Below are 26,091 nucleotides of genomic sequence, written 5' to 3'. Positions count from 1 at the left end.
GGATCCACGGCTCAGCCGTAGAAACCCCTGCCCTCGGCTACCAGCCGCTCTATGAGCGCGGCCGGCTTGAAATATTGATCGCCCACGAGCCCGGCGTACTTGTCGAGCGCCGCCTTGACCGCTGGCAGGCCGACCTGGTCGGCGTAGAACATCGGGCCGCCCAGATAGGTCGGAAAGCCGAAGCCATTGGTCCAGATGACGTCGATATCGCCGGGCCGCGCCGCCGCACTCTCGTCGAGGATCTTGGCTGCCTCGTTGACCATGGCAAACAGGCAGCGTTCGAGGATTTCCTCGTCGGTGATGGTGCGCGCGGTGAAGCCGCGCTCCTTGCGATGCGCGTCGAGCAGTTCGTCTACGAGGGGATCGTGCGAAGCCTTGCGGTTCTCGTCATAGACATAGTAGCCCGCGCCCGACTTCTGGCCGAGCCGGCCGGCAGCAACCAGCCTGTCGACGATGTTGCACTGCTGCTCCCGCGGCGACATACGGGCGACGCGTGCCGCCCGTGCTGCGGCCATGATGTCCATGCCGGCGAGATCGGCCAGCGCGAACGGGCCGATCGGGAAGCCGAAAGCGGTTAGCACGCGGTCGACCTGTTGCGGCGTCGCACCGTCCTCGAGCAGGAACTGAGCCTCGCGCGTGCGCTTGGAAAGCATGCGGTTGGCAACGAAACCTTCGGAGCGTCCGACCATGACCGGCACCTTGCCGAGGCGCTTGCCCAGCGCCGTGGTGGTCGCCAGAACGTCCGGAGCCGTCTTCGCTGCCCGCACGTTTTCAAGCAGCTTCATGACATTGGCGGGGTTGAAGAAATGCATGCCGGCGACGCGCGCCGGGTTCTTCGACGACGCGGCCAGTTCCTCGATGTCGAGGAACGAGGTGTTGGTGGCGATGATGGCATCGTCGCGCAGGACTGCATCGAGCTTGGCGAATACGTCCTTCTTGACGTCGAGCTGTTCGGTCACCGCCTCGATCACCAAATCGACATCGCCAAGGCCGTCATAAGCAGTCGTGGCGCTCAGCAACGCCATGCGGCGCTGCATCTCATCGGTCGACAGGCTTCCGCGCTTGACACTGCCTTCATAGATCTTGCCGATCGCCTTGGTTGCAGAAGCAAGCCCCTCGTCGGTCAGGCCGATCAGGGTTACCGGAATGCCGATGCTGAGGAAGCAGGCGGCAATGCCGCGGCCCATGGTGCCGGGACCGACAATGGCTACCTTCTTGACCTCTCGCGGCTTCACCTCGGCATCGACGCCGTCGATCTTCAGCGCCTCTCGTTCCGCCGCGAAGATATGGCGCAGCGCCTTGGACTGCGGCGAAACCAACAGCTCCTTGCAGGTCTTGTATTCGAGCGCGATGGCCTCGCCGACTGGTGTTTCGGTGACCATCTTGATCAGATCAACCGCGACAAGAGGCGCCTTGAAGCCTTTGTATTTCTTGGCCAATGCCGCACGGCTGGTTTCAAGGACGGCAGGATCGAACGCCGGCACCGGCAGGTCGCTGGTTCGGCGCAATTTTGCACCGTCAGCAATCACCCTTGCGGCGAATGCGACTGCAGCTACCTTCAGGTCCCCCGAGACGACCTCGTCGACAATGCCCTTTTCGCGGGCGTCGCGTGCCGAGATCTGGCCACCCTCGCTGATCATCGCCAGTGCCTGCTCGACACCGGCGAGACGCGGCAGGCGAACCGTGCCGCCCGACCCCGGCAGGATGCCGAGTTTGACTTCCGGCAGACCGACCTTCGAGCCTTCGAGCGCGATGCGATAGCTACAGGCGAGCGCCACTTCGAGGCCGCCGCCAAGCGCCGTGCCGTGGATAGCGGCCACGATCGGCTTGGTCGCTGCGTCGAGCGTGTCGATCACTTCGCCCAAAAGCGGCGCCACCATCGGCTTCTTGAATTCGTGGATGTCGGCGCCGGCGATGAAGGTGCGGCCGTCGCACAGAATGACCATGGCACGTGCTTCGGTATCGCTTTCCAGCGCTTTCACGGCCTCGATCAGCCCAACGCGCACCGAATGAGACAGCGCATTGACCGGCGCATTGTCGACGGTCGCGACCAGAATGTTGCCTTGCTTGACGACCGAGACGGTCTTGACGAGTTGCTCGGTCATGCCGGCACTCCTTCCCTGCTATGTCCTGAATTGCCTGTCACCAGAACGACCTTGCCCTTGACGGCACGCTCCATAACGACGTCGAGCGCCTCGGCGAAGCGGTCGAGCGGATATTCGGCCGAGATATGCGGCCTGAGCGCGCCCTTGGCGAACCAGTCCATCAACTCGGCAATGTTCTCGGCATTCTTATCGGGCGACGAGCGCGCATAGGCACCCCAGAACACGCCGATCAGTGCAGACTGCTTGAGCAGCAACAGGTTGAGCGCGATCTTGGGGATGTCGCCGGCGGCAAAGCCGATCACCAGCAGCCGACCGAAAAGCGCCAACCCGCGCACCGCCGTCTCTGTCATGCTACCGCCGACCGGATCATAGACCACGTCGACGCCCTGGCCGTTGGTCAGATCCTTGAGCCGCTGGCGAAGGTCCTCGGTCGAATAGTTGATCGTCTCGTCGGCACCGTATTCGCGGCACAGCGCCAGCTTCTCGTCGCTGGAGGCGGCAGCGATGACGCGTGCCCCCATCTGCTTGCCGAGCTCGACGGCAGTCAGGCCGACGCCACCGGCTGCACCGAGAACCAGAAGGGTCTCGCCCGGCTTGATCTGCGCGCGATCCTTGAGTGCATGGTGCGAGGTCGCATAGGTGATCAGGAAACCGGCTGCCTCGACGAAGCTCATCTCGGCGGGGATCGGAAACACCTTCCAGGCATCGACCGCGACCTGCTCGCCATAGCCACCGATACCGGAAAAGGCCAGGACGCGCATCCCAGCCGTCAGGCGTTCGACGCCCTCGCCGACCGAAATGATCGTGCCGGCGGCCTCACTGCCCGGCGTGAACGGCAGTTCGGGTTTGGTCTGGTACTTGCCCTCGACCATCAGACCGTCGAAGAAGTTGATGCCGCATGCCTCGATGCGGATCACCACCTGACCCGGCTTTGCCACCGGGTCCGATACCTCTTCAATCCTGAGTTCCGCCCTCGGGGCGAACTCCTTGCAGATCACTGCCTTCATTTTCCTACGCCGCTTGTTGCTGCCATTTCGGCACTGCCAAATTCTTCAATCGAGGCAAGGAATGGGACAGGGGCAGACCGCTAACATCGTCTGATGGGACTAGTCGCTGAACAGCAGGCATTTTGGCCGCCAAACCGCTGATATGCCGAACAATCTTAGTCCCTTCGGACGATGTTGCCGGCGCCTGCGCGCGCAGGTTCGCGGGTACCGTTTCGAGGAGATCATCATGGCCCGTTTGGCAGGCAAAGTAGCATTCATCACCGGCGCGACCGGCGGCATCGGCGAGGCGGCAGCGCGGCTGTTTGCGCAGGAAGGCGCCAAGGTCGCCGTTGCCGGCCGCAGCCGTGAAAAAGGCGAGGCTATCGCCTCCTCCATCAAGGCATCAGGCGGCACGGCACTCTATGTCGAGACCGACGTCACCGAGCCCGACAGCGTCGGGGCATCCTTCAAGACCGTTATGGATGCCTGGGGCCGGCTCGACGTGCTCTACAACAATGCCGGCGGCTCGAGCTCGGCCGACGGTCCGGTGACGGTGGCGCCGTTCGAGGAGTTCTGGCGTTGCATCAAGCTCGACCTGTTCGGCACCTGGGTCTGCTGCCGCAACGCCATCCCGCTGATGCAGCAGTCGGGCGGCGGCTCGATCGTCAATTGCTCGTCCATTGTCGGCGCCATGGGCATTCCCAATCGCGACGCCTATTCGGCGGCCAAGGGCGGGATCATCTCGCTGACCCGCTCGATGGCGGTCGAATTCGCCAAGGACAACATCCGCGTCAACGTGCTGGTGCCGGGAGCGGTTGCCACCGACCGCGTGCTCGGCTTCTTCGAGCGCGAACCGCATCTCAAGGCGCAGTTCGACGCCTATCTGCTCGGCATCGCCGAACCCATCGACGTGGCCAATGCAGCCCTTTACCTGGCCTCCGACGAATCGCGGAAGATGACCGGCCATCAATTGCCCATCGACGGCGGTATTCTGATTTCGTGACCGCCGCGCCTGGCCTGGCTTAGTCTGTGCAGACGATGCCTGCCCCTTCGGGCAGGTTTTCAAGTCGGCACAGAATCCCAATTTCGACTGCAGGAAATACGAGCATGGAAATCCTGAGCCAGGTGCTGGCGCGGAACGCGAGGCTGATCGGCGAGCGTAACTTCATCGTCACCGACAAGGAGACGATCACCTATGCGCGCTTTGCCGAGCTGACGGCACAGCTTGCCAACGTGCTCAAAGCGCGCGGCGTGGCCAAGGGCGACCGCGTCGGGCTCTATCTGCCAAGCACGCCGATGATGGCCATCGGCTTCTGGGCTTGTCAGCGTCTCGGCGCGATCCCTGCCCCGCTCAGCGCCATGTTCCGCCATGCCGAGCTGCGCAAGATCGTCAGCCAGACCGGCATGAAGGCGCTCATCGCCGACGGCTCGACTTGGCCGTACCTCTCCGAGATCAGGGCCGAATTTGCCGATCTCGCTCATTGCCTGGTCGTGTCGGGCGACGGCAGCGCCGACGACCTCACCTCTCTTATGGCCGCAGCGCCCAAGACGTTCGAAGATGTTGCCTGCCATATTGACGACATCTGCGCCTTGTTCTTCACCTCGGGCACGACAGGCGCCCCCAAGGGTGCGGCGCAATCGCAGTTCAACCAGTGTTCGACCCTGCGCGACATGATGGTGTCCCACCGCACGCGCTTTGCCGAGGAAGTCTATCTCTGCGCTGTGCCGCTGTTTACCAATTTTGGCCTGACGGTGACGCTGAACCTGTGCCTCTACACCGGCGGCACCATCGTGCTGCACGAGCGCTGGGACACCCTGCGTGTCCTTGCCGACATTGGTCGTTACAAGGCCACCTATTTCGGTGGCACGCCGACAATGTATGTCTACATGGTCAACGAGGTCGATCCAGCGAAACACGACCTGTCGTCGCTGCGCATCTGCACCACGGGCGGCTCGCCGGTGCCCCAGCCGGTCATCCGCCGTTTCGAGGAGTTGTCGGGCGCCCGCGTCACGCAAGTTTACGGCTCGACCGAAACCAGCGGCCAGAACGTCATGGAACCGACTGCGGGTATTCGCAAGCCTGGCTCGGCCGGCCTTCCGGTCGGCAGCTCGCGCATCTCTATCGTCGACGACGAAGGCAGTGTCGTGCCGCAGGGCGAAATCGGCGAGGTCATCATTTCAGGCGATTGCGTCGCCCAGGGCTACTGGATGGATGAGAAGGCATCGGCCGAGGCCTTCGGCAATGGCGGCTGGAAGTCGGGCGACCTCGGTTATGTCGACGAGGACGGCTACCTGTTCATCGTCGACCGCAAGAAGGACGTCATCATCGCCGGCGGCCACAATGTCTATCCGCTGGAAATCGAGGCCCTGCTCTACAAGCATCCGGCGGTCGCCATGTGCGCGGTGGTCGGCGCGCCCGACGAGAGCAAGGGCGAAATCCCGGTCGCGGTCATCGTCAAGGCCGATGGACAGGACGCGACCGCGGAAGAACTGATCCGCTATTGCCGCGAGAGCCTCGCCGCCTACAAGGCCCCGCGCGCCGTCCACTTCATCGACACGATGCCGGTCGAGGCGGCCAAAATCCGCAAGCGCGCACTGGTACTGGCGCTGCGCGAGAACCGCCTGGACGATTTCCGGAACAAGTGAACCCGCGACGTTGGCGAAGCAAAAGAACGGCCGCGCATGACGCGGCCGCTCTGTTATAAATCAGTTGGTTGCCAGCACTTGCTGAACTGAATTGTCGGCCTTCTCAGGCTGTCGCGACGTCGCCCGCACCACCAAAGGCGCTCCAGCCGCCGTCGACCGGCAGAACCGTCCCAGTGATGTAGGATGCCCAGTCTGACAGCAGGAACATCGCCGCCTTCGCCATCTCCTCCGGCGTCGCAAGCCGCCCGAGCGGCGTGCGGCGTTCCAGGATCGTTGGGTCGAATGCCTTGCGCTCGAGCAGCGCCTGGACCATCGGCGTCAGCGTATAGGCTGGCGCGATCGCATTGACGCGGATGCCCGAGGGCCCCCATTCGCAGGCCAGCGTCTGCGTCAGGTGGTTGATGCCTGCCTTGGCGGCCGCATAGGCCGAACGTCTGGGGAAGCCGCCGAGCCCTACGATGGACGACACATTGACGATGGCGCCTTGCTTCTGCCGGAGCATCGGCCGCGACGCCGCGCGGCACATCAGGTAGGTGCCCTTGAGGTTGACGTCGATCACACGCTGCCAGCGCTCCACCGACTGCTCATGAACAGGCACGAGATCGTCGCCGATGCCGGCTGAGTTGAAGACGAGGTCGAGCCCGCCGAGGGCCGCTATCGCCTCCCCGACCATGCGCTCGGCATCCGCTTCGCTTGCAACATCGCCCTGGGTGATGCCGGCCGCAGCAGTGCGCTGCGCCGCCGGATCGAGATGATCGCGGTTGAGGTCGGCAATGACCACGCGAGCGCCGAGTTCGCCCAGAAGCCTTGCTGCTGTTTCACCGATGCCACTGCCACCGCCTGTGACCAGCGCGCGTTTGCCGTCGAAGCGGATTATGCTCATGCGTCGGGATCCCCGCCGTCTTCCGCATCCTGCTTGAAATGGAAATCAGGTTGCCACTGGTCGCGCGGCTGGACATGCAGTTTCCAGTAGGCTTGGGCGACCAGGTCGTGATCGTAGGGCGTTCCGGCCTGCATCGTGCCGTGGATGGCAACCGTCGAGACATGAATACCCGCAGGCGAAAGCTCTTTCTCCAGCGAATGTCCGAGGCTGCGCAGCGCCGCCTTGCCAAGCGAGGTCACGCCCCACTCGATCCACGGCCCGAAGGCGAGCACCCCGCCGGTGAGCAGGATCGTGCCGCGGCCGCGCTCGATCATTTTGGACGCAACCGCCTGCGCCGCATGCAGCGCACCAGCGACATTGGTCCTGAAGGCCTCGACGACATAGTCGACGCTTGCTGCCTCGCCGTGTGACTTCCAGCCTTCGGCGGTACCGTACTTCACCTCGCCCAGCCGCGATGGCGTGACGAACCGTGCCGGCTCTATGATGGCGGCATTGTAGATCAGCGCTTCGGCATCACCATGCTGCTCGCGGATCGCCGCATGGACGCGGTCCATCTCCTCAGGCTTGCCGGCGTCACCGACAAACCCGGAGACGTCGAGCCCTTCGGCCCTGAAGTCCTGCTCGTAGCGCGCGATCGCCTCGGCCCGGCGGCCGACGAAGGCAACGCGATGGCCCTCGCGCGCGAACTTCTTCACCAGGGCCTGGCCAAGTCCGGGCCCCATGCCGATGACGATTGTCGATGGTCCACTCATTGCGCCACCTTCGCCTTGGTCGCGACTCCGGTGCGGTCTGCCGTCCGCTGCGCCTTGCGCTCGGCGCGGTTTGCCAGAAACTCTTCCAGCGTGCCGACGATGCCCTTGCGCAGGAACAGCACGCAGAGAACGAAGATGATGCCCTGAACGACCACCACCCAGGCACCGAGCGTCGCCAGCTCGCGCTGCAACGTCACCAGCACCGCTGCACCGACCACTGGTCCGAGCAACGTGCCGACGCCACCTATCAGCGTCATCAACAGCACGTCGGCCGAAGTCATGAAGAACACGTCAGCCAGCGACGCCAGCTGGAAGATGATCGCCTTGAGGCCGCCTGCCACGCCCGACAGCATGGCCGACAGCGTGAACGCGATCAGCTTGAAACGGTCGGTCGAATAGCCGAGCGAAATGGCCCTCGGCTCGTTCTCGCGGATAGATTTGAGCGTCTGGCCGAAGGGTGAGTGGATGATGCGATAGACGAAGGCGAAGCCGACCAGGAACACTGCAAGCGTCACGTAATACATGTTCAGCGTGTTCGAGAGATCAATCAGGCCGAACAGAGTGCCGCGTGGCACTGACTGGATACCATCCTCGCCATTGGTCCATGGCGCCTGCACCGCGTAGAAATAGATGATCTGCGCCATCGCCATGGTGATCATGGCGAAATAAAGCCCCTGTCGGCGGATCGCCAGCCAACCGAACAGCGCGCCGATGGCGGTCGCCACAGCCACGCCCATCAGGATGCTCAGTTCAGGCGGCAGACCCCAGGCGGCCGCGGCGTGTGCGGTGACATAGGCAGACGAGCCGTAGAAGGCGGCATGGCCGAAGGCGAGCAGGCCGACGTAGCCAAAGATCAGATTGTAGGCGAGCGCGAACAGCGCCAGCACCAGGATCTTCATGCCCATGACCGGGTAAACCAGGAACGGCAGCGCCACGCCACCGACCGTAAAGATCGCCAGCCACAGGCGGCCGTTCTCGAGGAAGCTGCCGGAGCGACCTGACGACACGTCAGCGACAGAGTGGCTTGATGTCTCCTTGCCGAACAGGCCGGCCGGGCGGAAGATCAGCACCAGAGCCATGATGATGAAGATCACGGTCGCCGAAGCCTGCGGGTAAAAAACCTTTGTCAGGCCTTCGATCACGCCGAGCATCAGACCGGAGACGATGGCGCCAAAGATCGAGCCCATGCCGCCGATGACGACCACCGCGAAGATGGTGATGATGATGCCCTGTCCCATCTGTGGGCTGACCTGGTAGATCGGTGCTGCCATCACGCCTGCGAAGCCGGCGAGGCCGACGCCGAAAGCATAGGTCAGCATCAGCAGCCTGGGCACGTTGATGCCGAAGGCGCGGACAAGATCGGGATTTTCTGTCGCCGCACGCAGATATGAACCGAGCTTGGTGCGCTCGACGACGTACCAGGTGCCGAAGCAAACGACGATGGCGGCCGCAATCACCCAGGCGCGATAGATTGGCAGGAACATGAAGCCGAGATTCAGGCCACCCTTCAACGAGTCCGGAACGCCGTACATCTGGCCGGCAGCGCCGTAATAGACGTTGAAAGCGCCCTCGATCGCCATGGCGAGACCGACGGTCAGGAGCAGGCCGTAGGCATGGTCGAGGTCGTAGACCCGGCGGATGAAGATGCGCTCCATCAGCGCGCCGATGACCGCCACCACCAGCGGTACGATGACCAGCGCCCACCAGTAGCCGATGGATGGCAGGCCGAGCCCGGGGAACAGTTCGGGTAGGCGCATCAGATACCACGCGCCGAATGCGCCCAGCATGTATTGCGCACCATGGACGAAGTTGCCGATGCGCAGCATGCCGAAGATGATCGCCACGCCCAGGCTCATCATGGCGTAGAACGAACCGTTGATGAGGCCGACGAGCAGCTGGCCGAAAAGAAGGGTTGGCGGAACGCCAATCAGGTCCATCATGGCCATCACACCCCGAGATAAGCTTGGATTTTGGCTTCGTTGCCGGCGAGTTCGTCACGGCTGAAGCGCTCGACCACCTTGCCGTGGTCGACCACGAAATGCCGGTCGGCGAGCTTCGAGGCGAAGCGGAAGTTCTGTTCGACCAAAAGGATGGTGAAGCCCCTCGCCTTCAGCTTTTCAAGCACGACGGCAATCTGCTTGACGATGACAGGCGCAAGGCCCTCTGTCGGCTCGTCGAAGATCAGGAGCTTGGCGCTCGTGCGCAGGATGCGGCCGATGGCCAGCATCTGCTGCTCGCCGCCCGACAGCTTGGTGCCGGGGCTCTGCCAGCGCGCCTTGAGGTTGGGAAACAGCTCCAGGATTTCGTCCACCGTCATGCCGCCCTTGGCGATGACGGGCGGCAGTTCCAGGTTTTCGGCCACCGACAGGCTCGAGAAAATGCCACGCTCCTCCGGGCAATAGGCGATGCCGCGCCGGGCGATGAACTCGGGCGCCCTCGCCGCGACATTCTCGCCGCGATAGGCAATAGTGCCCGTCTTCTTGCGCACCAGGCCCATGATGCAGCGCAACGCCGTTGTCTTGCCGGCACCGTTGCGGCCCAGGAGCGTGACGAGCTCGCCCTCGCGGATGTCGAAATTCATGCCGTGGAGCGCCTTGCTCTCGCCGTACCAGGCATGGAGGTCGGCGATGTCGAGCACCACCTTGGAAATCTCAGTCATCTGCGCCACCGATGTAGGCTTCGATCACGCGCGGGTCGCGCGACACGGTCTCGTAGTTGCCCTCGGCCAGCACCCGTCCCTGCGCCAGCACGGTGATGGTGTCGGAAAGGGCCGCGACAACAGACAGATTGTGCTCGACCATCAGGATGGTGCGCTCGCTTGAGACCTTGCGGATCAGCTCGGCGATGCGGTCGACGTCCTCGTGGCCCATGCCCGAAGTCGGCTCGTCAAGAAGCAGCATCTCGGGATCGAGGGCCAGCGTGGTGGCAATCTCCAGCGCGCGCTTGCGCCCGTAAGGCAGGTTGACCGCCACATGGTTGCGATAGGACAGCATGCCGACGGCATCGAGCAGCTCGTCGATGCGGTCGTTGAGCACGCCGAGCGTGCGTTCGCTCTGCCAGAAGCGGTAAGAGCTACCCGTCGGACGCTGCAGCGCCATGCGCACGTTCTCGCGCACGCTCATGCGCGGGAACACAGCCGATATCTGGAACGAGCGGACAATGCCCTTGCGCGCCACCTCCTCCGGCTTCAGAGCGGTGATGTCCTCGCCATTGTAGCGGATCGAACCTTCGCTGGGCTGCAGGAACTTGGTGATCAGATTGAATGTGGTCGTCTTGCCGGCGCCATTGGGGCCGATCAGGGCGTGGATGGTATTGCGCCGGACCTTGAGGTCGACGTCCTTTACGGCAGCAAAGCCGTAGAAATACCGGCTCAGCCCGGACGCCTCGATAATGTAGTCGTCCGCAGTGCCTTGTCGCACCTTGTCCTCCACGTATTCTAGAAAATGCGCGGGCCCGGGCCGTCCCGTCATGCTTCGACGAGTATGCCCTTGCCACGTGATGCCAGCTGCCTGAGCGCCACCACCTTCTGGTAGTCTTCCGAATGGTAGAAACGCCGCGCAGCGTCAGCACTCGGGAACTCGACCACCGAGATGGAGGCCGGCTGCCAGCCGCCTTCGAGGCTCTCCACGCGATCGCTCGACAGAACGAAGCGCCCACCGCCGGCGGCCATAATCGGCCCGGCGACCTCGCGATAATGCTGCCAGGCCGCCTCGTCGGTGATTTGGATCTCGAAGATCAGATAGCCGGGCAAGTGGTCACTCCTATCGGGTGAATGCGCCGGATGACTTGATCGCCACCCGGCGCTGTCGGCTCAGCCCTTGGCCAGCTTGCAGGCGCTCTTGTCGATCGAGCGGAAGGCGACGTCAGCCGGTACGGTGGTCACGACCTTGAACACGTCCTGCGGGTCGGATGCCTCGCCGGGCGCGCGCACTTCGAGCAACTGCATGTCGTGCACGAGACGGCCGTTGGGCAGCAGCGTCGCGTTGTGCGCGAACAGGTCGTTGATCTTGCCTTCGCGCAGCTTGGCCAGCACGGCGGTCGGCTCGTCGGTGCCGGCGGCCTTTACGGCGTTCAGATAGTTGGTGGCTGCCGAATAGGCGCCCGCGGCTACCCAACCCGGTGCGTTGCCGGTCTTCTTCTGCATCTCTTCCTTGAAATGCTTGGACGCATCGTCGGTGTTCCAGTACCAGGCGGCTGCAAACTGGATGCCCTTCAGCGCGTCGAGGCCGATGGCGCGCGCATCCGACTGGTGGAGCACGGTCAGCGCCACGCGCATGCCCTGGTCGATCAGACCGAATTCCTGGACCTGCTTGAGCGCATTGACCAGTTCCGGACCGTTGACGGTCAGCGCCAGAACCTTTGCGCCCGATGCCTGCGCCTGCAGGATGTAGGACGAGAAATCGGTGGTGCCGAGCGGTGCGCGCACCGAACCGAGGATCTTGCCGCCTTCTTCCTCGACGGCGGTCTTCACGCCGGCTTCCAGGACCTTGCCGGCCTCATAGTCGGGCGACAGAATGAACCAGGTCTCGCCGCCAGCCTTGAGCTGGGCACTGACCGACGAACGCACCTGCGAATAGGCATCGTAGGCCCAGGCGAGGCCATAGCCGTTGCAGTCGGCTTCGGTCATCTTGTCGGTCATCGGCGACACGAAGAAGCCGAGCTTCTTCTGTTCGCCCAACAGGTTGTTGACCGAAAGCGCGATGGCCGAATTGGCGACGTCGAACAGCGCGTCGACATTGTCGCGTTCCAGCCATTCGCGAGCGATGGACAGCGCGATCTCGGGCTTGTTCTGGTGATCTGCCGACACCAGCTCAATCGGCTTGCCAAGCACCTGGCCGCCGAAATCGGAAATGGCGAGCTTGACCGCCTCGGTCACCTCGGTACCGCCGAGCGCGGAGAAGGACGAACTCTGGTCGTTGAGCACGCCAAGCTTGACGCTGGCATCCTGTGCGGCTGCGGTCAGCGCGGTCGACAGCAGCAGCGCTGCCGCGAGAATGGATTTCTTCATGTCATTCCTCCCCAGGAACGTAGGCTTTGGTGCCGGTCTGGATGCGCGCCGGCATGGATGTGCGCGCAAGGCCGCCACGCATGATGGCGTGTCGACTCCTCAAGGAGAAATCACAGGATGCGGGACAGCCGAACATCGTCCATGCGGACTAGCGCATATGCCGGTCTGGACCGGAGCGACCTTCGCCTGAGCTAGTTCGTTTGCAGGATGCGAGCCGGCATCCGAGAGCAAGACATCACGACATGAGTGAATTCGATACGATCATCGTCGGGGCCGGCTCTGCCGGCTGTGTTCTGGCCAACAGGCTGAGCGAGAACCCTGGGCACAGGGTACTTGTGCTCGAGGCCGGCCCTTCAGACCTTCATCCCTTCGTCCGCATGCCCCGGGGATGGGTCAAATTGACCAAACACCCCAAGCGCTCCTGGAATTTCCCGGTCCAGCACGAGGAGGGCCGGCCGCAAGCCGAGACATGGGCGCGTGGGCGCGGGCTTGGCGGCTCGAGCTCGATCAACGGCATGCTCTATTGCCGCGGCGCGCCGGAGGATTACGACGGCTGGGCGAATTTCGGCGTCAAGGGCTGGGACTGGTCCGACATGGCGTCAATCTTCCGCAAGATCGAGAACCATCAGCTTGGCGGCGATGCCGTCAGGGGAAGCAATGGCCCCTTGCAGGTGAGCGTTCGTCCTCTTCCCGCCCCTCTCGGCCAGGCGGTCCTCGACGCCGGTGCCTCGCTCGGTCTCGACCATCTCGACGACCTCAACGGCATCAGGCGCGATGGGGTCGGCACCTATGCCCATACCGTCGACCACAAGGGACGACGGATGAGTGCTGCACGTGCCTTCCTGCGCCCGGCGATGCCGCGCAAGAACCTTGTTGTCCAAACCGGCGCGCAGGTCCTGCGTATTCTGTTCGACGGGCGCCGGGCGGTCGGCGTCGAATACATCGAGGGCGGTCGCCAACGCACCGCGCGCGCGGCACGTGAGGTCATCGTCGCCTGCGGCGCGATCCAGTCGCCGCAACTGCTCCAGGTTTCCGGCATCGGCCGATCCGATGTGCTGTCGGCCGCAGGCGCCCAGACGGTGGCGGAATTGCCGGGCGTCGGCCGCAACTTCGCCGAACACCTTGTCGTGGCGCTCCCATATCGTCTTGCCGGTCTGTATGGACACAACCGCCGGCTCAGCGGCTTGCGTCTGGTCGGCGAGGTGCTGCGCTACTATCTCGCCGGCACCGGGCTGATGAGCTTCGGCGCATCCGAAATGGGCGGCTTTGTCAGCTCATCGCCTGATGTCGCCTATCCCGACCTGCAGCTGTCGCTGTCGCCCTACACCTTCGCCCGCGGGCTGCTCCAGGGCCGGCTGAAGCTCGAGAACAAGCCCGGCATCACCATCATCGGCTATGCCCTGCGGCCGGAAAGCCGCGGCGAGATCACGATCCGCTCCGCCGACATGCGCGACATGCCGTCTATTCGACCGAACTGGCTGGCGACCGAGAGCGACCGGCGTACCGCAGTCTCAATGATGCGCATCATGCGTGACTTCGTCGCCCAGCCGGCCTTGCAGCCCTACGTCAAAGAAGAACTATGGCCGGGCCGGACTGTGCAATCGGACGCCGACATGCTCGCTGCCTTCCGTTCGACCTTCGTGTCGGGACTGCACGCGGTCGGCACCTGCAGGATGGGCGACGACGCCGATGCGGTCGTCGACGAGCGGCTGCGGGTCCGAGGCGTCGAGGGTCTGCGTGTCGTCGATGCCTCGGTCATTCCTGCGCCGATCTCGGGCAACACCAACGGCCCCGTCATGGCACTCGCCTGGCGTGCGGCTGATCTGATACTTCAGGAAAGGCGCTGAACCTTCAGAAATCGAAGAATTCACTGCGCGCGCTGGTGAACGCCTTTTCCAAGCGGTGGACCATGCGCCAGCCCTCTTCGGTCCTGCGATAGCGCACATCGTACTGCCCGCAGGCGGTGCGGCTCATGGTGTGGTTCTGGGCGAGCCTGCCGATAGCGACGAACTGGAAATGCAGGTGCCCAATGGCCTCGTCGCCGTCGATTTCGAGCAACGGCAGTCCCGGAACGTGAACGCCTGAAAACTTCGACGTGAAGTCGAGGCAGAAAGCCGACAGTTGCTCCCTGCCCTCCACCTTGAGTGCCGGACGATCGCCGACGGCCGCAATCTCGAACACGCCGTCGACGGTGAACACATCGGCCCATGCATTGCCGTCGCCGCTGTCCCAGGCGCGGGCATAGCGCGCCTCCAGCGCAATGATGTCGAGCATGGCCTCGGCGCGCGCAAGCCTTGCCTCCAGCATCTCAGGCACTCCTGGCAAACGCATCGCGCAGCCTGGCGCCGCCATGGTCGATCGCCAGCCGCGCCTTGCCGATCAGGCCGACCATGCTGGCAAAGCCATGCGAGACGCCGTCATAGCGACGAGCCTCCAAATCGACACCGGCCTCGGCCAGCGCCGCACAGAAGGCCTCGACCTCGCTGCGCAAGGGATCGAACTCGGCGACGGCCACCGTCGTCTGCGGCAGCCCGGCAAGATCAGCCGACCGCAGCAACGCGACTCGCGGATCAGCCAGGTCAGCCGGTTGGCGGACATATTGCCGCCAATACCAGTGCATCATTTCAGCACTGAGGAATGGCGTTCGTGGAAAGGTTTCGTAGCTCGCGCCGGAGGCCGTCGGATCCGCAGCCGGATAAAACAGCAGCAAGTGCCGCAGCATCTGGCGCACCTCTGGCGATGCGTGGAGCGCAGCGGCTGCCGCCAGATTGCCCCCGGCACTATCTCCGGCAAGCGCCAGCCTGCTAGGATCGCAACCCAGCGCGGTAGCGTTGGCAGCGGCCCACTCCAGCGCCGCCTGCGCATCCTCATAGGCCGCCGGGAATTTGTGTTCCGGAGCCAACCGATAGTCGACCGACAGCACGGCGCAGTCGCCCGCCTTTGCCAGCGCCCGGCAGAAATTGTCATGCGTATCCAGAGAACACAGCACGAAACCACCGCCATGCAGGAACACCAGCAGCGGCAGCGCCTCGCCGTGCCGGGGCCTGTAAAGCCGCGCCGGAATACCGCCAGCGCCGCCAGCGACAAAAATGTCCTCGACCGAGGCCATCTCTGCGCACTCGGTCGGCCATCCTGCCGCGTTCACGGCTGCCCGCAATGCAGGAACATCGACGTTGGAGAGATCGAGCGGCGGCCGCCGAGCGATGATCTCCGCCATCGCGGCAATATCCGCATCGAGCACCATTTCCATCGCCACCTCCCAGCATGCTTCGGCTGAAATGAAGGCCAACCCTAAGGTTCGCCGCATCGTTCGATCGGGTGAACCAACGAAAAGGCGCCGTCGGAAACCGGCGACGCCTCGGCTCGGTTTCAGCCCTGGCGCCCGCAGTCCGCTCTTTCGACCAGCCCGCCTTCGCGGGGCCGGTCGGGGTTCTTGACGATTTTCAGGCTGGTTGCCGGCGGCAGAAAATGGTTGCCGGCACTGGCCGACAGTTTGCCGACAATGGTGTCCACCGTCTGGACATTGTTTTCCAGCCAGGCCGTCACCGATGGCCCGTCGGTCTTGCCTGATCCGTTCATCGCGGCCGCCAGCAGATAAGGCTGGATGTAGTAGAGCTGCAGCGATGCCGGTCCGCCAATACGCTCCAGATCGGGGACGGCTGATTCGGCACGCTTGGCGTACTTGGAAAACAACGACTGGCCAAGTGGATCCCCGTCGCAATAGGTCAGCCCTTCGAATTGCAGGCTGTAGACGCCGTTGAAAGGTTCGTGCCCGACGACGGCTGCATTGCCTACGGCAGTCGTCGTCATCGCCGGGCTGGCCAAAACCGGCACGTCCCAACCGATATCCATCCGGTTCTCAAGAAACTTGCGTGCATCGTCGCCGGTCGAATTCATCAACACCACGACCTCGGCACCGGAACTGCGCAGTCCCAGCAATTGCGGTGTCATGTCTTCAGTGCGGAAGGTGAATTCCTGCACGCTCGACGGTTCAACGCCCTTTTCTTTCATGTAGGGAACGATGTCGGCGATGGCCGACTTCGCTGCCCCGCCATTGTCGGAGATAAGCCCGATCCTGGTCACCTTCAGGCTGTCGAGGGCGTAGTCGATGCTTGGGATGAGCTGGTTTGCTCCCCGCGGCGACGTGGTGAAATGATATGGCGCCGTTTCCACCGTGATCTGTGTCGAGGCCGCGGTTGAAAGCTGTGTCACCCTGGCAGCCGTGGTCACAGCAAGGGTCGGCACCGTCTCCTGGCTTGTCGCAGGGCCAAGGATTGCCACCACTTTTTCGCTGTCGACCAGACGCCGTGCTTCATTCAGCGCATGCGTCGGATCCGTCGTGGTATCGGCCATGACAAGTTCGATCTTCTTGCCCAGGACGCCACCTGATGCGTTGATCTCGTCAATCGCCAGTTTCCATGCCGTTCCGGCGATCTTGCCGATCGATGCAGCACCTCCTGTGATCGACACCAGGCCGCCGACCTTGATCGTTTCGTCCGCCTTTGCACTTCCGCCCCCCATTATCGTCGCTGTCAGCAGCGCGAGTGCGAGCGGATGCAACACGCGGTTCCCAATAACTGTTCCAGACATTGCAACTCCTCCAACTTGCATGATTGCGGATACGACTTCCCTGCCCGGCAGGCCAAAACCTGCCAGTTGATTCCGTTGTTCTTGTCGAGTGACGGTGCCGTTCAGCGGGCCAGGAAGCCGCCATCGACCGGCAGGCAGACGCCGTTGACATAGGCGGCAGCTAGCGAGCACAGCCATACCACGGCCTCCGCCAGATCAGTCGGCTGCCCGAAGCGCGACTGGGGGATCGTTGCCAGGGCTGCCTTGCCAATGTCAGGATTTTCGAAGAAGCGCTTGGTCATCGGCGTCTCGACGACCCCCGGAGCCACCGCATTGCAGCGGATGTTGCGCGCTCCATATTCATCGCAAACCACCTTGGTGAGCCCGAGCACCCCGTGCTTGGCAGCGACATAGGCTGCGATGTTGGGGCTGCTGCGGAACCCCATTATCGAACTCGTATTGACGATCGCCCCGCCTCCGCTTTCAAGCATCAGCGGCAGCTCGTATTTCGTGCAGTAGAAAACGCCAGACAAATTGATGTCGATGACCTTGCGCCAGACTTGGAGGTCGTAATCGGCAATATCGGCGCGATCCGGCCCACCGCCCGAGATTCCGGCATTGTTGAAAGCCATGTCGAGCCGGCCAAAACGCGTGCGCGTGGCCGCGATCATTTCCCGACACTGGTCGGGATCGCCAACATCGGCGATGACAGCAAGAGCTTCCCCACCATCCTCTCCGATCAGGCTGGCGAGCGCCCGAACACCGGCTTCATCCGTGTCGGCAAGAACCACCGACGCACCGCGCCTCGCGAAAGCAAGAGCAGTGGCACGACCGATCCCGTTAGCGGCGCCGGTCACCAGCGCCACTTTGCCTGTCATTTCGGCCATCAACGCCTCCCTTGATACCTGGCTTCGATTGAAGCCGGCCGGGGGCGCTGCTGCATCGTTCGATCGGGTGAGCCAACAAAAAACGCGCCGCCGGGGCCGGCGGCGCGTTTTGCAAGTGTAACCGTCCTGAGGGCCTACTGGGCGCAGTCGGCGCGCTCGACGAGACCGTCCTCGCGCAGTTGGTAAGGGTTCTTGACGACCTTGAGGCTTTCCACCGACGGCAGGAAGTGGTTGTCGGCACTGGCCGCCAGCTTGCCGGTCAGCGTCTTGATCTCGCCTGCATTGGCTTCGATCCAGGCGGCAACGGACTTGCCGTCGGTCTTGCCCGAGCCGTTCATGGCCGCCGCCAGAATGAAGGGCTGGATGTAATAGGGCACCAGTGCCGAGGGGCCGCCCATACGGTCGAGGTCGGCGATGTCGGCCTTGGCTTTCTCGGCGAACTTGGCGAAAGCCTTTTCACCCAGCGCCTCGCCCGGGCAATAGGTCATGCCCTCGAACTGCACCGAATAGACGCCCTCGAACGGTTCGGTGCCGATGGTGGCCGCGTTGCCGACAGCGTAGTTGGTCATGGTCAGGCTTGCCAGAACAGGTACGTCCCAGCCGATGTCATAGCGGTTTTCCAGCATCTTGCGGGCGTCGTCGCCGATCGAATTGATCAGCAGCACCGCCTGTGCCTCGGAGCTGCGCAGCGAAAACAGCTGCGGGGTCATGTCTTCGGTGCGGAAGGCAAATTCCTGAACGGCTACGGGCTCCACGCCCTTGCCCTTCATGTAGTTGACGATGTCGGCCACCGCCGCCTTCGACATGCCGCCATTGTCCGATATCAGCGCCAGCTTTGTCAGCTTCAGCGTGTCGAGTGCATAGCTGATGTTAGGGATCATCTGGTTCTCGCCGATCGGCGAGGTCGAGAAGTGGTAGGGACCGACCTGCGGTGTCAGCTGCGTCGAGGCGGCGCTCGAAACCTGGGCGATGTTGGCTTCGGTGGCAATCGGAACGACCGGCATTGTCTCCTGGCTGGTGGCGGGGCCGACAACGGCGGCAACCTTCTCGCTCTCCACCAGGCGACGCATCTCGCTGACGCCATGCGTCGGGTCGGTCATCGTGTCGGCCAGAACCAGCTCGACCTTCTTGCCGAGGATACCGCCCGAGGCGTTGATGTCGTCGACGGCGCGCTGCCAGGCGACCTGCGCCACCTTGCCGATCGAGGCACCGGCACCGGTCAACGACATGATACCGCCGATCTTGATCGTCTCCTCTGCCCGGGCCGTGCCGGCACCGGCCAGGGCGGTGAACGACATCAGGGCGGCGGCGAGCGCGCGCCGGCTGCGATTGCTGGAAATCATGGTCTCTCTCCTCGGAAATCGGATGCCGCCGTTTCGGCCTAACGTGATTGGCCGGCATCGTCCATAAGGACCATTGAATTGAGCCAGCAGCCAACTGGCCTGGCCCAATGCCATCAGCGCAAAACGGCTCTCACCCAATCGAACGATGAATTTCCAGGCCTGCAGCCAGACACTCCAGCTCATGCCGAAAGGGCAATCGTCTCAAGCGGAGGAGCCTGCCAATGAAATTTTCCATGATCTACGAGGCGCAGATCGCCGAAACCCACAGGGAAGCCGAACAGCAGGTGTTCCGCGAAATGGCGGAGCAATGCGTGTTGCTCGACAGGAGTGGATTCGATGGCGTCTGGTGCGTCGAGCACCACGGCCTGACCCAATATTCGCACATGTCGGCACCGGAAACCTTCCTCGCCTTCGTCGCCGGCCAGACGAAGACCCTCGAGATCGGCCACGGTGTCGTCTGCCTGCCGCCGGCGATGAACCATCCCATCAAGGTCGCCGAACGTGTCGCCATGCTCGATATCCTGTCGAATGGCCGCGTCAATTTCGGCGTCGGCAAGGGCGGCAGCCAGCAGGAAGCCGGAGCCTTCGGCTATCAGTTGTCCGAGCTGCAGCCGCTGATCGACGAGAGCATGTATCTGATCCCGCGCCTCTTCACCGAAGAGATGGTGGAGCATGACGGCCAGTACATCAAGTTCCCTGCCCGCCCGGTCCATCCCAAGCCGCTGCAGAATCCGCACCCGCGCATGTACATGGCCTGCACGCGCTGGGAGGCCGTGGTGACGGCTGGTTCGCGCGGCCTCGGCGCGCTGGTCATGGGTTTCGGCGGCCCCGACGAGATCAAGACCAAGAGCGATGCCTATCGCAAGGCTTTCGCCGAACGCAAACTGGAAGACCAGGTCGGTTTCCGCCCGACCGAACATCTCTCGGCCCTGTGCCCGGCCATCGTCCTGCGCGACCGCGACAAGGCCCGCCGCATCGGGCTGCGTGGCCAGCGCTTCTTCGCCGAGGCGCTGTCGCACTGGTACCAAGGCGGCCCCAAGCCCAAGGTCGACGACATGAGCCCGCAGGAACATTTGGCAGCCCTCGACAAGGTGCGCGAGCACAAGTTCGCCAAGCTCGGCGAGGACAAGATCGCCTACAATCCGCAAGCCTATGGCTATCTCGACGACATCAACGACGCCTACGGCACGCCTGAGGACTGCATCCGCTATGTCGAGCGCCTGTTCGAGGCCGGCGCCGACGAGATCATGTTCCTGTCGCAAATGGGCACCGTGCCGCATGAAGCGATCATGGAGACGATCGAGTTGATCGGCAGCGAGGTCATCCCCCATTTCCGCGGCAAGAAGCTGCGCATCGCTGCGGCCGAATAGAAGGGCCGGCGGCCAGGTACCGGCCGCCTTTCCCACATTCGAAAGAAAAAAGGCCGGCATCGCGATGCCGGCCTTTCTGCCATGTGGCAGAGACTTGCGTCCGTATCACATCGCCAGATGCGCCCCGACATAACGGGCATCGGCGTAGATCAGCGGCTCGATGTTGCCGAACAGCGCGACAGCGGTCACCCGCCCGACGAACACGCCATGGGTGCCGTAATAGAACTCGCCGTCATTGGCGCAGAAGATGTTGGCCTGGGCATCGCCGAGATAGGGAATGCCATGGCGCGCGTGCCAGTCGCCCTCGGCAAAGCGCGCCTCGCCCTTCACCAGCCCACCACAACGTTGAGCCAATGCTTCATGATTGCGCGCCAATATATTGACACAGAAAGGGGATTTTGCCTGAAAAGCTGCAAAGATCGAAGCGCTCCGGTTGACGCAGGCGAGCAGCGACGGCGGCTCCATGCTGAGGCTGTCGACGGCGGTCGCCGCCATCGCCAGCCGTTGGCCCTCATGGCTGGTGGTCAGGATGACCACAGACTTCGCCAGACGGCGCATCGCCGCTCGCGTGTCCGCCACCAGCTCGTTGATTTCAATGGACATTCCGCGCTCCTCCACATCCGCAACAATCGCAGCATCGCGCGGTCGAGGGCCTGGAGCATCGTTCGAACGGGCGAGCCGCCTGCAATCGCGGAGAAACGGCCTCTAGCTCAACTCGTCGACCGAGCGCAGCAGCAGGCGCACGAGCTCGCTCTGCCTGTTGACGCCGGTCTTGGAAAATACCATGCGCAGATGCGCCTTGGCCGTGTTCTTGGTGATGCCGAGCGTTGCGCTCGCATCATCGAGATCGAGACCCTGTCCCATGAGCGCCGCAAGCTCGGCTTCCGCCGGCGTCAGGCCGAACAGCCTGACCAGCACTGCCGGCTGCGGCGCAACGCTGCTGCCGGCGTCGGCGATGATGACGAGTGCTGCTCCACGCAGTGGTGCATGCAGCTTGGCCGAATGCGGTGCCGGCCTGACGACGAGCCCGAGCGCCTCGCCGCTGGAGCGGTGGATCGAAAACGCGCGCGAGCCGGCAAAGGAAGCGTCGCTGGTCTCGGCAATCTCGGCCACCGCCGCCGCAAACGCGCCACTCGGCCCGGCTTCGTCGAGCAAGCGCAGTCGGCCTCGGTCGTTCTTCAGCACATCTTTTTCCCCCAGGATTGCCTCGGCCTGCGGTGTCGTCTGCATGATGCGGCAGTCGCGGTCGACAATGATCGCCCCCACCGCAAGCCGCCCCAGCGCGCCGGCAAAAAGCTCGCGTTCGGCCTCCAGCCCGTTCAGCCTGAGGAACAGGCCCATCGCCTGGATCAGATGCGGCAGAAGGCGCTGGAATGTCTCCCGCTCGGCGGCACCGAAATTGTCCCGGCCCAGCACACGTGTCGCCCGCATCCTGACCCGGGCGCCTGACGGCTCGACGATGTCGGCGCCGACCACATGCATCCAGCCCGAGCCGGTCATGAAGCTCAGCATGAATTCCGAGCGCGAGAACCCGTCATCGCCAACAAGCTCTGCCAGCGTCGTCACCTTGCCGAGCGGCAGATCGATGAAGGGGTCTTGCGTGTAAAGGTCGTTGTAGCGGGCGATGCGCTCTTCCGATGCGGCACCCGAGTAGATCGCGCCTGGCCGGTCGCGGCGCTGGCGCTCGATGATCAGCGTGCTGCTTTCAGCATCAACCGACGACCGTAACCCTTTGAGAAAACTGTCGAAGGGTTTTACTTCACTAATTCCGGCATAAAGCAGTTCGACCAGCTGGTCGTGGTCGGGCGCGGCACTTGGTACTTCCGCCCGATCAGCCACTGTCACTTCGCGTCCGGTGCGTAGCGCCTGATGAGATCGAGGAACAGCGGGGTTTCGCCTCCGCCATGCACCTCGAGCTGTGCGCCGGTAACGAAGGTGGCGGTCGGGCTTGCGAGGTAGAGAGCAGCGCGCGCAATGTCGTCGCCACGTCCCATGCGCTTCATTGGCACCGATGCGGCAATCGCCTGCTGGGCTTCGCGCGAGCCATAGGTTTCATCGGCTTTTTCGGTCTCGATGAGGCCGACGATGATGGCGTTGACGCGCACCTTGGGTGCCCATTCCTGCGCCAGGCTGGTGGTCAGGCTGAGCAGGCCCGCCTTGGCCGCGCCATAGACCGAGGTGCCCGGAGATGGCCGGCGGCCGGACACGCTGGCGATGTTGATGATGCTGCCGCCTTCCGGAAGCCTGGCCATCCAGTGGTAGACCGCCTGCGACAGGTAGACGGGCGCCATCAGGTTGAGATTGACGATGGCGTCGGAGAAACGCGGCGATACGGTCGCCGCATCGACATGGGGCGAGCCGCCGGCGTTGTTGACCAGCACGTCGATGCGGCCATGTTCCTCGCCGACACGGTCAACCAGCTCCTTGCAGGCCTGCGCGGTGCGCACGTCGCATTGCATGAAGATCGCCCTGTTGCCGTTAGAATGCGGCAGGCTGTCAGGCTCGGTGCGCGCGCAAACGACGACGGTCGCGCCGACGCCAAGAAAACCTTCGGCAATCGCCCGGCCAATGCCCTTGGTGCCGCCGGTCACGATGACGACCCTGCCCTCGAAGGTCGAGCCAACAGGTTGCGGGGCATTGCTCATGTCATAACTCCGGGCGTGGTCCGTCGCGCGTGCATCTGCACGCAGTCCTACAGCCTTTATGTCGGTCGCCGTAAGGTTTATTCGTCTCTTCGGACGATGCTGGCCGCCCGCCGACGCCTATGTTCCCGCCAAACTAGCCCGGTGACCGCCTGCGGCCGCCATACCGTCGAACAGGCCCAGTGCCTCCAGGTAGACAGATGATCTCAGAAGACGCCGACTGGAAGTTCACCACCATTCCTGCCCTCTGCGCGCGAGCCGCCGAGGTTTATGGCACCCGCACCGCAGTTGACGACAACGGCGTCGTGCTGAACTTCGTCGAGCTCGACGCGATGCGCAAGCGCGTCGCCAAGGCGATGATTGCCGCCGGCGTCCAGAAGGGCGACCGCATCATGGTCTGGGCGCCCAACACCTGGAAATGGTTTGCCACGGCCCTTGGCCTCGTCACCGCAGGCGCCATACTCATCCCCGCAAGCACCCGCTTCAAGGGCGCCGAAATCGCTGAACTGGTCAAGCGCAGCGGCACCTCGGTGCTGTTTTCGGTCGGCACCTTTCTCAACACCTACTATCCAGACCAACTCCGTGCCGAGACGCGCGAACTGCTGCGCGAAGTGGTCGTCATCGGCGACAGCAGCAACGGCGACCGCAGCTGGGACGATTTCGTCGCCGCCGGTGACACGATCAGCGACGCCGAACTTGCTGTACGCGAGGCCAGCGTCGGCCCCGACGATCTCTGTGACATGCTCTTCACCTCAGGCACCACGGGCTATCCCAAGGGCGTCATGTATGGCCACCAGCAGTGCCTGCAGGCGATCGACGCCTGGGCGACGCGCGTCGGCATCCGCGAGCACGACCGCATCCTGGTCATCCCGCCCTTTTTCCACGCCTTCGGTTATCGATCCGGCGCCATCGTTTCGTTGATGCGCGGCGCGGTGCTGTTGCCGCATCTCACTTATGACGCCGGCGAAATCCTGAAGCGCGTCGCCGAGGAGAAGATCAGCGTCATTCCCGGCCCGCCCGCCATCTTCCAGGGCATGCTCCAGCATCCGGAACTGGCGAAATTCGACACCTCCAGCCTGCGCCTCGGCGTCACCGGCGGCGCGGTCGTGCCCTCGATCTTGATCCGCCGCATGCGCGAGGAGCTTGGTTTCGCCGGCGTCGTCAACGGCTATGGCCTGACCGAATGCGGCGGCTATGGCACGATGTGCCTGGCAACCGACCCGGATGACGTGATCGCCAACACAGCCGGCAAGGCGGCTCCCGGCGTAGAGGTCCGCATCATGGGCGACGACGGCCACTTCCTGCCCGACGGCAAGCCCGGCGAAGTCGTCATCCGCGGCTACATCGTCATGAAGGGCTATTTCAACGACCCCAAGGCGACGTCCAAGACCATCGACCCCGAGGGCTGGCTGCACACCGGCGACATCGGTTACTTCGACACGGACGGCAATCTGCGCATCGAGGACCGTCTCAAGGACATGTACATCACCGGCGGCTTCAACTGCTATCCGGCCGAGATCGAACGCATCCTGAGCCAGCACCCTGCCATCGGTATCGTCGCCGTCATTGGTGTTGCAGACGACCGCCTCGGCGAAGTCGGCAAGGCCTATGTCGTGCTGCGTCCAGGCACCAGCGCCACCGACAAGGACATCATCGACTGGTCGCGCGCCAACATGGCCAATTACAAGTGCCCGCGCAGCGTCGAGATCCGTCCTTCCCTGCCCACCAGCCCGCAAGGCAAGGTGCTCAAGAACATTCTGCGCGAAGAGGTCCCCCAAGACGCCTGACCGCGCCGCCTGCCCTCCGACGCGGGGTCCGGAGCGGCAGGCATAGAATTTTTTCCCAAAGGGGCGGTACGCCAAGCGCCGCCCCTTTTTCTTGGCCGTCGCTGCTGTTTCTTGGTCGCCGGTGCTATTTGCCGACGTCATCACGGAAAAAGGAAAAGGCGCCGGTTACCCGACGCCCTTCCAAAATCCTGGACAGGTATAGCTGGCCTACGCGCCGTAGACGGCCTTCGACGCCGGACGCGTTGCCACCAGATCCTTGATCCGGTCGCCGAGCTCGGCCGCGTCCCAGCGGCTGCCCTTGTCGAACTCCGGCCCGTCGTTCCAGCCGAGGCAGACGCGGATCTTGCCGCCGATCAGCTCGAAAATCTGGCCGGTGACATCGGCCGACGCCGAACTGCACAGCCAGGCGACCAGCGGTGCGGTGTTCTCCGGCGCGAAGATGTCGAACTCGCCGTCCTTTGCCTGCATGGCCTCGGCAAAGGCCGTCTCGGTCATGCGCGTGCGGGCGTTGGGCGCGAGGCCATTGGCGGTGATGCCATAGCGGCGAAGCTCGGCCGCCTGCACAAGCGTCAGCGACGCGATGCCGCCCTTGGCCGCCGAGTAGGCGCTCTGGCCGACGCTGCCCTGCAGGCCGGCGCCTGACGAGGTGTTGATGATGCGGGCGTCGACCGGCTTGCCAGCCTTCTGCTGCGCGCGCCAGTAGTCCACCGCATGGCGGCTGACGCAGAAATGGCCGCGCAGATGTACGCGCAGCACAGCGTCCCATTCGTCCGGCGTGCACGACACGAACATGCGGTCGCGGACGAAGCCGGCATTGTTGACCACGGCATGCAGGTCGCCGAAGGCGTCGAGTGCTGCCTTGACGATGCGGCCGCCAGCCTCGAAATCCGTCACGTCGTCATAATTGGCCACAGCCTGGCCGCCCATCGCCTTGATTTCGTCCACCACCTGCTGCGCCGGCGTCTCCGTCGTCGCATCGCCATGGGTGCCGACGCCGAGATCGTTGACCACGACCTTGGCGCCTTCGGCCGCGAGGCCCAGTGCATAGGCACGGCCGAGGCCGCGTCCGGCGCCGGTGACGATCACAACCCTATTTTCGCAGATCCCTGCCAT

23 protein-coding genes and 1 pseudogene are annotated in these 26,091 nt (G+C 63.7%); 5 read left to right on the top strand and 19 right to left on the bottom strand.

The features are described from left to right. Positions 1-11: 11 nt before the first annotated feature. Both NDO48_RS13855 and NDO48_RS13850 read right to left on the bottom strand, forming a co-directional pair. Complete coding sequence (locus NDO48_RS13855) at positions 12-2,105, bottom strand: 3-hydroxyacyl-CoA dehydrogenase NAD-binding domain-containing protein (protein ID WP_018427929.1); 2,094 nt, start codon at positions 2,103-2,105, stop codon at positions 12-14. Beyond that, a complete protein-coding gene (locus NDO48_RS13850) occupies positions 2,102-3,112 on the bottom strand; it encodes an NADPH:quinone oxidoreductase family protein (protein ID WP_018427930.1) in 1,011 nt (336 codons plus the stop codon). The genes NDO48_RS13855 and NDO48_RS13850 overlap by 4 nt, the downstream gene beginning before the upstream one ends. Positions 3,113-3,338: 226 nt before the next feature. Between NDO48_RS13850 and NDO48_RS13845 the strand changes: the two genes are divergently transcribed. After that, positions 3,339-4,094 (top strand): SDR family NAD(P)-dependent oxidoreductase, encoded by a 756-nt coding sequence (locus NDO48_RS13845; RefSeq protein ID WP_018427931.1) that lies wholly within the window; start codon positions 3,339-3,341, stop codon positions 4,092-4,094. Positions 4,095-4,198: 104 nt separating this feature from the next. Next, entirely contained in the window at positions 4,199-5,737 is a 1,539-nt protein-coding gene (locus tag NDO48_RS13840; RefSeq protein ID WP_018427932.1) for a class I adenylate-forming enzyme family protein, read from the top strand. Positions 5,738-5,840: 103 nt separating this feature from the next. On the opposite strand, the gene NDO48_RS13835 is transcribed toward NDO48_RS13840, so the two are convergent. From NDO48_RS13835 to NDO48_RS13800, 8 genes and pseudogenes are all read right to left on the bottom strand, one after another. Continuing rightward, positions 5,841-6,620 carry an SDR family NAD(P)-dependent oxidoreductase gene (locus NDO48_RS13835; protein WP_018427933.1) on the bottom strand — a complete coding sequence of 260 codons (780 nt, stop codon included), beginning with the start codon at positions 6,618-6,620 and terminating at the stop codon, positions 5,841-5,843. Next, entirely contained in the window at positions 6,617-7,372 is a 756-nt protein-coding gene (locus NDO48_RS13830) for an SDR family NAD(P)-dependent oxidoreductase (protein WP_267321657.1), read from the bottom strand. The genes NDO48_RS13835 and NDO48_RS13830 overlap by 4 nt, the downstream gene beginning before the upstream one ends. Then, positions 7,369-8,271 (bottom strand): branched-chain amino acid ABC transporter permease, encoded by a 903-nt coding sequence (locus NDO48_RS13825; protein ID WP_245262316.1) that lies wholly within the window; start codon positions 8,269-8,271, stop codon positions 7,369-7,371. The genes NDO48_RS13830 and NDO48_RS13825 overlap by 4 nt, the downstream gene beginning before the upstream one ends. Positions 8,272-8,403: 132 nt before the next feature. Continuing rightward, positions 8,404-9,312, bottom strand: a pseudogene (locus tag NDO48_RS13820) (branched-chain amino acid ABC transporter permease); the annotation flags it as partial. Between the two features lie 5 nt (positions 9,313-9,317). After that, the gene (locus NDO48_RS13815; protein WP_267321656.1) at positions 9,318-10,031 is read right to left on the bottom strand and encodes an ABC transporter ATP-binding protein; all 714 of its coding nucleotides are present in this window, start codon (positions 10,029-10,031) and stop codon (positions 9,318-9,320) included. After that, a complete protein-coding gene (locus tag NDO48_RS13810; protein WP_018427937.1) occupies positions 10,024-10,803 on the bottom strand; it encodes an ABC transporter ATP-binding protein in 780 nt (259 codons plus the stop codon). Before NDO48_RS13810 ends, NDO48_RS13815 begins: the two co-directional genes overlap by 8 nt. A 35-nt stretch (positions 10,804-10,838) precedes the next feature. Next, positions 10,839-11,123: a DUF1330 domain-containing protein gene (locus NDO48_RS13805; RefSeq protein ID WP_018427938.1), complete on the bottom strand. Its 285-nt coding sequence runs from the start codon at positions 11,121-11,123 to the stop codon at positions 10,839-10,841. Between the two features lie 60 nt (positions 11,124-11,183). After that, the gene (locus NDO48_RS13800) at positions 11,184-12,380 is read right to left on the bottom strand and encodes an ABC transporter substrate-binding protein (RefSeq protein WP_018427939.1); all 1,197 of its coding nucleotides are present in this window, start codon (positions 12,378-12,380) and stop codon (positions 11,184-11,186) included. Positions 12,381-12,622: 242 nt separating this feature from the next. Between NDO48_RS13800 and NDO48_RS13795 the strand changes: the two genes are divergently transcribed. Further along, the gene (locus tag NDO48_RS13795; RefSeq protein WP_267321655.1) at positions 12,623-14,227 is read left to right on the top strand and encodes a GMC family oxidoreductase; all 1,605 of its coding nucleotides are present in this window, start codon (positions 12,623-12,625) and stop codon (positions 14,225-14,227) included. Positions 14,228-14,231: 4 nt separating this feature from the next. On the opposite strand, the gene NDO48_RS13790 is transcribed toward NDO48_RS13795, so the two are convergent. The 5 genes from NDO48_RS13790 to NDO48_RS13770 form a co-directional block, all read right to left on the bottom strand. Further along, entirely contained in the window at positions 14,232-14,687 is a 456-nt protein-coding gene (locus NDO48_RS13790; RefSeq protein ID WP_018427941.1) for a nuclear transport factor 2 family protein, read from the bottom strand. A gap of 1 nt (position 14,688) precedes the next feature. Continuing rightward, a complete protein-coding gene (locus NDO48_RS13785) occupies positions 14,689-15,630 on the bottom strand; it encodes an alpha/beta hydrolase (RefSeq protein ID WP_018427942.1) in 942 nt (313 codons plus the stop codon). A gap of 119 nt (positions 15,631-15,749) precedes the next feature. Continuing rightward, on the bottom strand, positions 15,750-17,147 hold the full coding sequence (locus tag NDO48_RS13780; RefSeq protein WP_245262162.1) for an ABC transporter substrate-binding protein: 1,398 nt from the start codon (positions 17,145-17,147) through the stop codon (positions 15,750-15,752). Further along, on the bottom strand, positions 17,072-17,836 hold the full coding sequence (locus tag NDO48_RS13775; RefSeq protein WP_018427944.1) for an SDR family NAD(P)-dependent oxidoreductase: 765 nt from the start codon (positions 17,834-17,836) through the stop codon (positions 17,072-17,074). The genes NDO48_RS13780 and NDO48_RS13775 overlap by 76 nt, the downstream gene beginning before the upstream one ends. A gap of 134 nt (positions 17,837-17,970) precedes the next feature. Further along, positions 17,971-19,179: an ABC transporter substrate-binding protein gene (locus tag NDO48_RS13770; RefSeq protein ID WP_018427945.1), complete on the bottom strand. Its 1,209-nt coding sequence runs from the start codon at positions 19,177-19,179 to the stop codon at positions 17,971-17,973. 221 nt (positions 19,180-19,400) lie between these two features. On the opposite strand from NDO48_RS13770, the gene NDO48_RS13765 reads away from it, so the two are divergent. Next, positions 19,401-20,549, top strand: coding sequence for an LLM class flavin-dependent oxidoreductase (locus NDO48_RS13765; protein ID WP_018427946.1), 1,149 nt, complete (start codon positions 19,401-19,403; stop codon positions 20,547-20,549). A 105-nt stretch (positions 20,550-20,654) separates the two neighbouring features. Here NDO48_RS13765 and NDO48_RS13760 read toward each other — a convergent pair whose 3' ends face one another. From NDO48_RS13760 to NDO48_RS13750, 3 genes are all read right to left on the bottom strand, one after another. Next, entirely contained in the window at positions 20,655-21,152 is a 498-nt protein-coding gene (locus NDO48_RS13760; protein ID WP_018427947.1) for a flavin reductase family protein, read from the bottom strand. Positions 21,153-21,254: 102 nt separating this feature from the next. Then, positions 21,255-22,388, bottom strand: a complete 1,134-nt coding sequence (locus NDO48_RS13755) for a helix-turn-helix transcriptional regulator (protein WP_040456178.1) — start codon at positions 22,386-22,388, stop codon at positions 21,255-21,257. Positions 22,389-22,390: 2 nt separating this feature from the next. Next, positions 22,391-23,194, bottom strand: a complete 804-nt coding sequence (locus tag NDO48_RS13750; protein ID WP_018427949.1) for an SDR family oxidoreductase — start codon at positions 23,192-23,194, stop codon at positions 22,391-22,393. Between the two features lie 197 nt (positions 23,195-23,391). Between NDO48_RS13750 and NDO48_RS13745 the strand changes: the two genes are divergently transcribed. Next, positions 23,392-24,978, top strand: coding sequence for a FadD3 family acyl-CoA ligase (locus tag NDO48_RS13745; RefSeq protein ID WP_018427950.1), 1,587 nt, complete (start codon positions 23,392-23,394; stop codon positions 24,976-24,978). A gap of 207 nt (positions 24,979-25,185) precedes the next feature. Here the strand turns inward: NDO48_RS13745 and NDO48_RS13740 are convergent, their stop codons facing one another. Beyond that, positions 25,186-26,091, bottom strand: a complete 906-nt coding sequence (locus NDO48_RS13740) for an SDR family oxidoreductase (protein WP_026227193.1) — start codon at positions 26,089-26,091, stop codon at positions 25,186-25,188.

The organism is Aminobacter sp. MET-1, assembly GCF_026521175.1.
Classification (GTDB): Bacteria; Pseudomonadota; Alphaproteobacteria; order Rhizobiales; family Rhizobiaceae; genus Aminobacter.
Note: the sequence above shows the minus strand (reverse complement) of the source record. Positions and strands in the feature narration are given on the sequence as shown.

Coding starts and splice junctions, on each gene's coding strand:
- NDO48_RS13855 (WP_018427929.1), bottom strand. CDS start 2,105: ATGACCGAGCAACTCGTCAAGACCGTCTCGGTCGTCAAGCAAGGCAAC.
- NDO48_RS13850 (WP_018427930.1), bottom strand. CDS start 3,112: ATGAAGGCAGTGATCTGCAAGGAGTTCGCCCCGAGGGCGGAACTCAGG.
- NDO48_RS13845 (WP_018427931.1), top strand. CDS start 3,339: ATGGCCCGTTTGGCAGGCAAAGTAGCATTCATCACCGGCGCGACCGGC.
- NDO48_RS13840 (WP_018427932.1), top strand. CDS start 4,199: ATGGAAATCCTGAGCCAGGTGCTGGCGCGGAACGCGAGGCTGATCGGC.
- NDO48_RS13835 (WP_018427933.1), bottom strand. CDS start 6,620: ATGAGCATAATCCGCTTCGACGGCAAACGCGCGCTGGTCACAGGCGGT.
- NDO48_RS13830 (WP_267321657.1), bottom strand. CDS start 7,372: ATGAGTGGACCATCGACAATCGTCATCGGCATGGGGCCCGGACTTGGC.
- NDO48_RS13825 (WP_245262316.1), bottom strand. CDS start 8,271: ATGAAGATCCTGGTGCTGGCGCTGTTCGCGCTCGCCTACAATCTGATC.
- NDO48_RS13815 (WP_267321656.1), bottom strand. CDS start 10,031: ATGACTGAGATTTCCAAGGTGGTGCTCGACATCGCCGACCTCCATGCC.
- NDO48_RS13800 (WP_018427939.1), bottom strand. CDS start 12,380: ATGAAGAAATCCATTCTCGCGGCAGCGCTGCTGCTGTCGACCGCGCTG.
- NDO48_RS13795 (WP_267321655.1), top strand. CDS start 12,623: ATGAGTGAATTCGATACGATCATCGTCGGGGCCGGCTCTGCCGGCTGT.
- NDO48_RS13790 (WP_018427941.1), bottom strand. CDS start 14,687: ATGCTGGAGGCAAGGCTTGCGCGCGCCGAGGCCATGCTCGACATCATT.
- NDO48_RS13785 (WP_018427942.1), bottom strand. CDS start 15,630: ATGGAAATGGTGCTCGATGCGGATATTGCCGCGATGGCGGAGATCATC.
- NDO48_RS13780 (WP_245262162.1), bottom strand. CDS start 17,147: ATGGCTGTGCTCGCTAGCTGCCGCCTATGTCAACGGCGTCTGCCTGCC.
- NDO48_RS13775 (WP_018427944.1), bottom strand. CDS start 17,836: ATGGCCGAAATGACAGGCAAAGTGGCGCTGGTGACCGGCGCCGCTAAC.
- NDO48_RS13770 (WP_018427945.1), bottom strand. CDS start 19,179: ATGATTTCCAGCAATCGCAGCCGGCGCGCGCTCGCCGCCGCCCTGATG.
- NDO48_RS13765 (WP_018427946.1), top strand. CDS start 19,401: ATGAAATTTTCCATGATCTACGAGGCGCAGATCGCCGAAACCCACAGG.
- NDO48_RS13760 (WP_018427947.1), bottom strand. CDS start 21,152: ATGTCCATTGAAATCAACGAGCTGGTGGCGGACACGCGAGCGGCGATG.
- NDO48_RS13750 (WP_018427949.1), bottom strand. CDS start 23,194: ATGAGCAATGCCCCGCAACCTGTTGGCTCGACCTTCGAGGGCAGGGTC.
- NDO48_RS13745 (WP_018427950.1), top strand. CDS start 23,392: ATGATCTCAGAAGACGCCGACTGGAAGTTCACCACCATTCCTGCCCTC.
- NDO48_RS13740 (WP_026227193.1), bottom strand. CDS start 26,091: ATGGCAGGGATCTGCGAAAATAGGGTTGTGATCGTCACCGGCGCCGGA.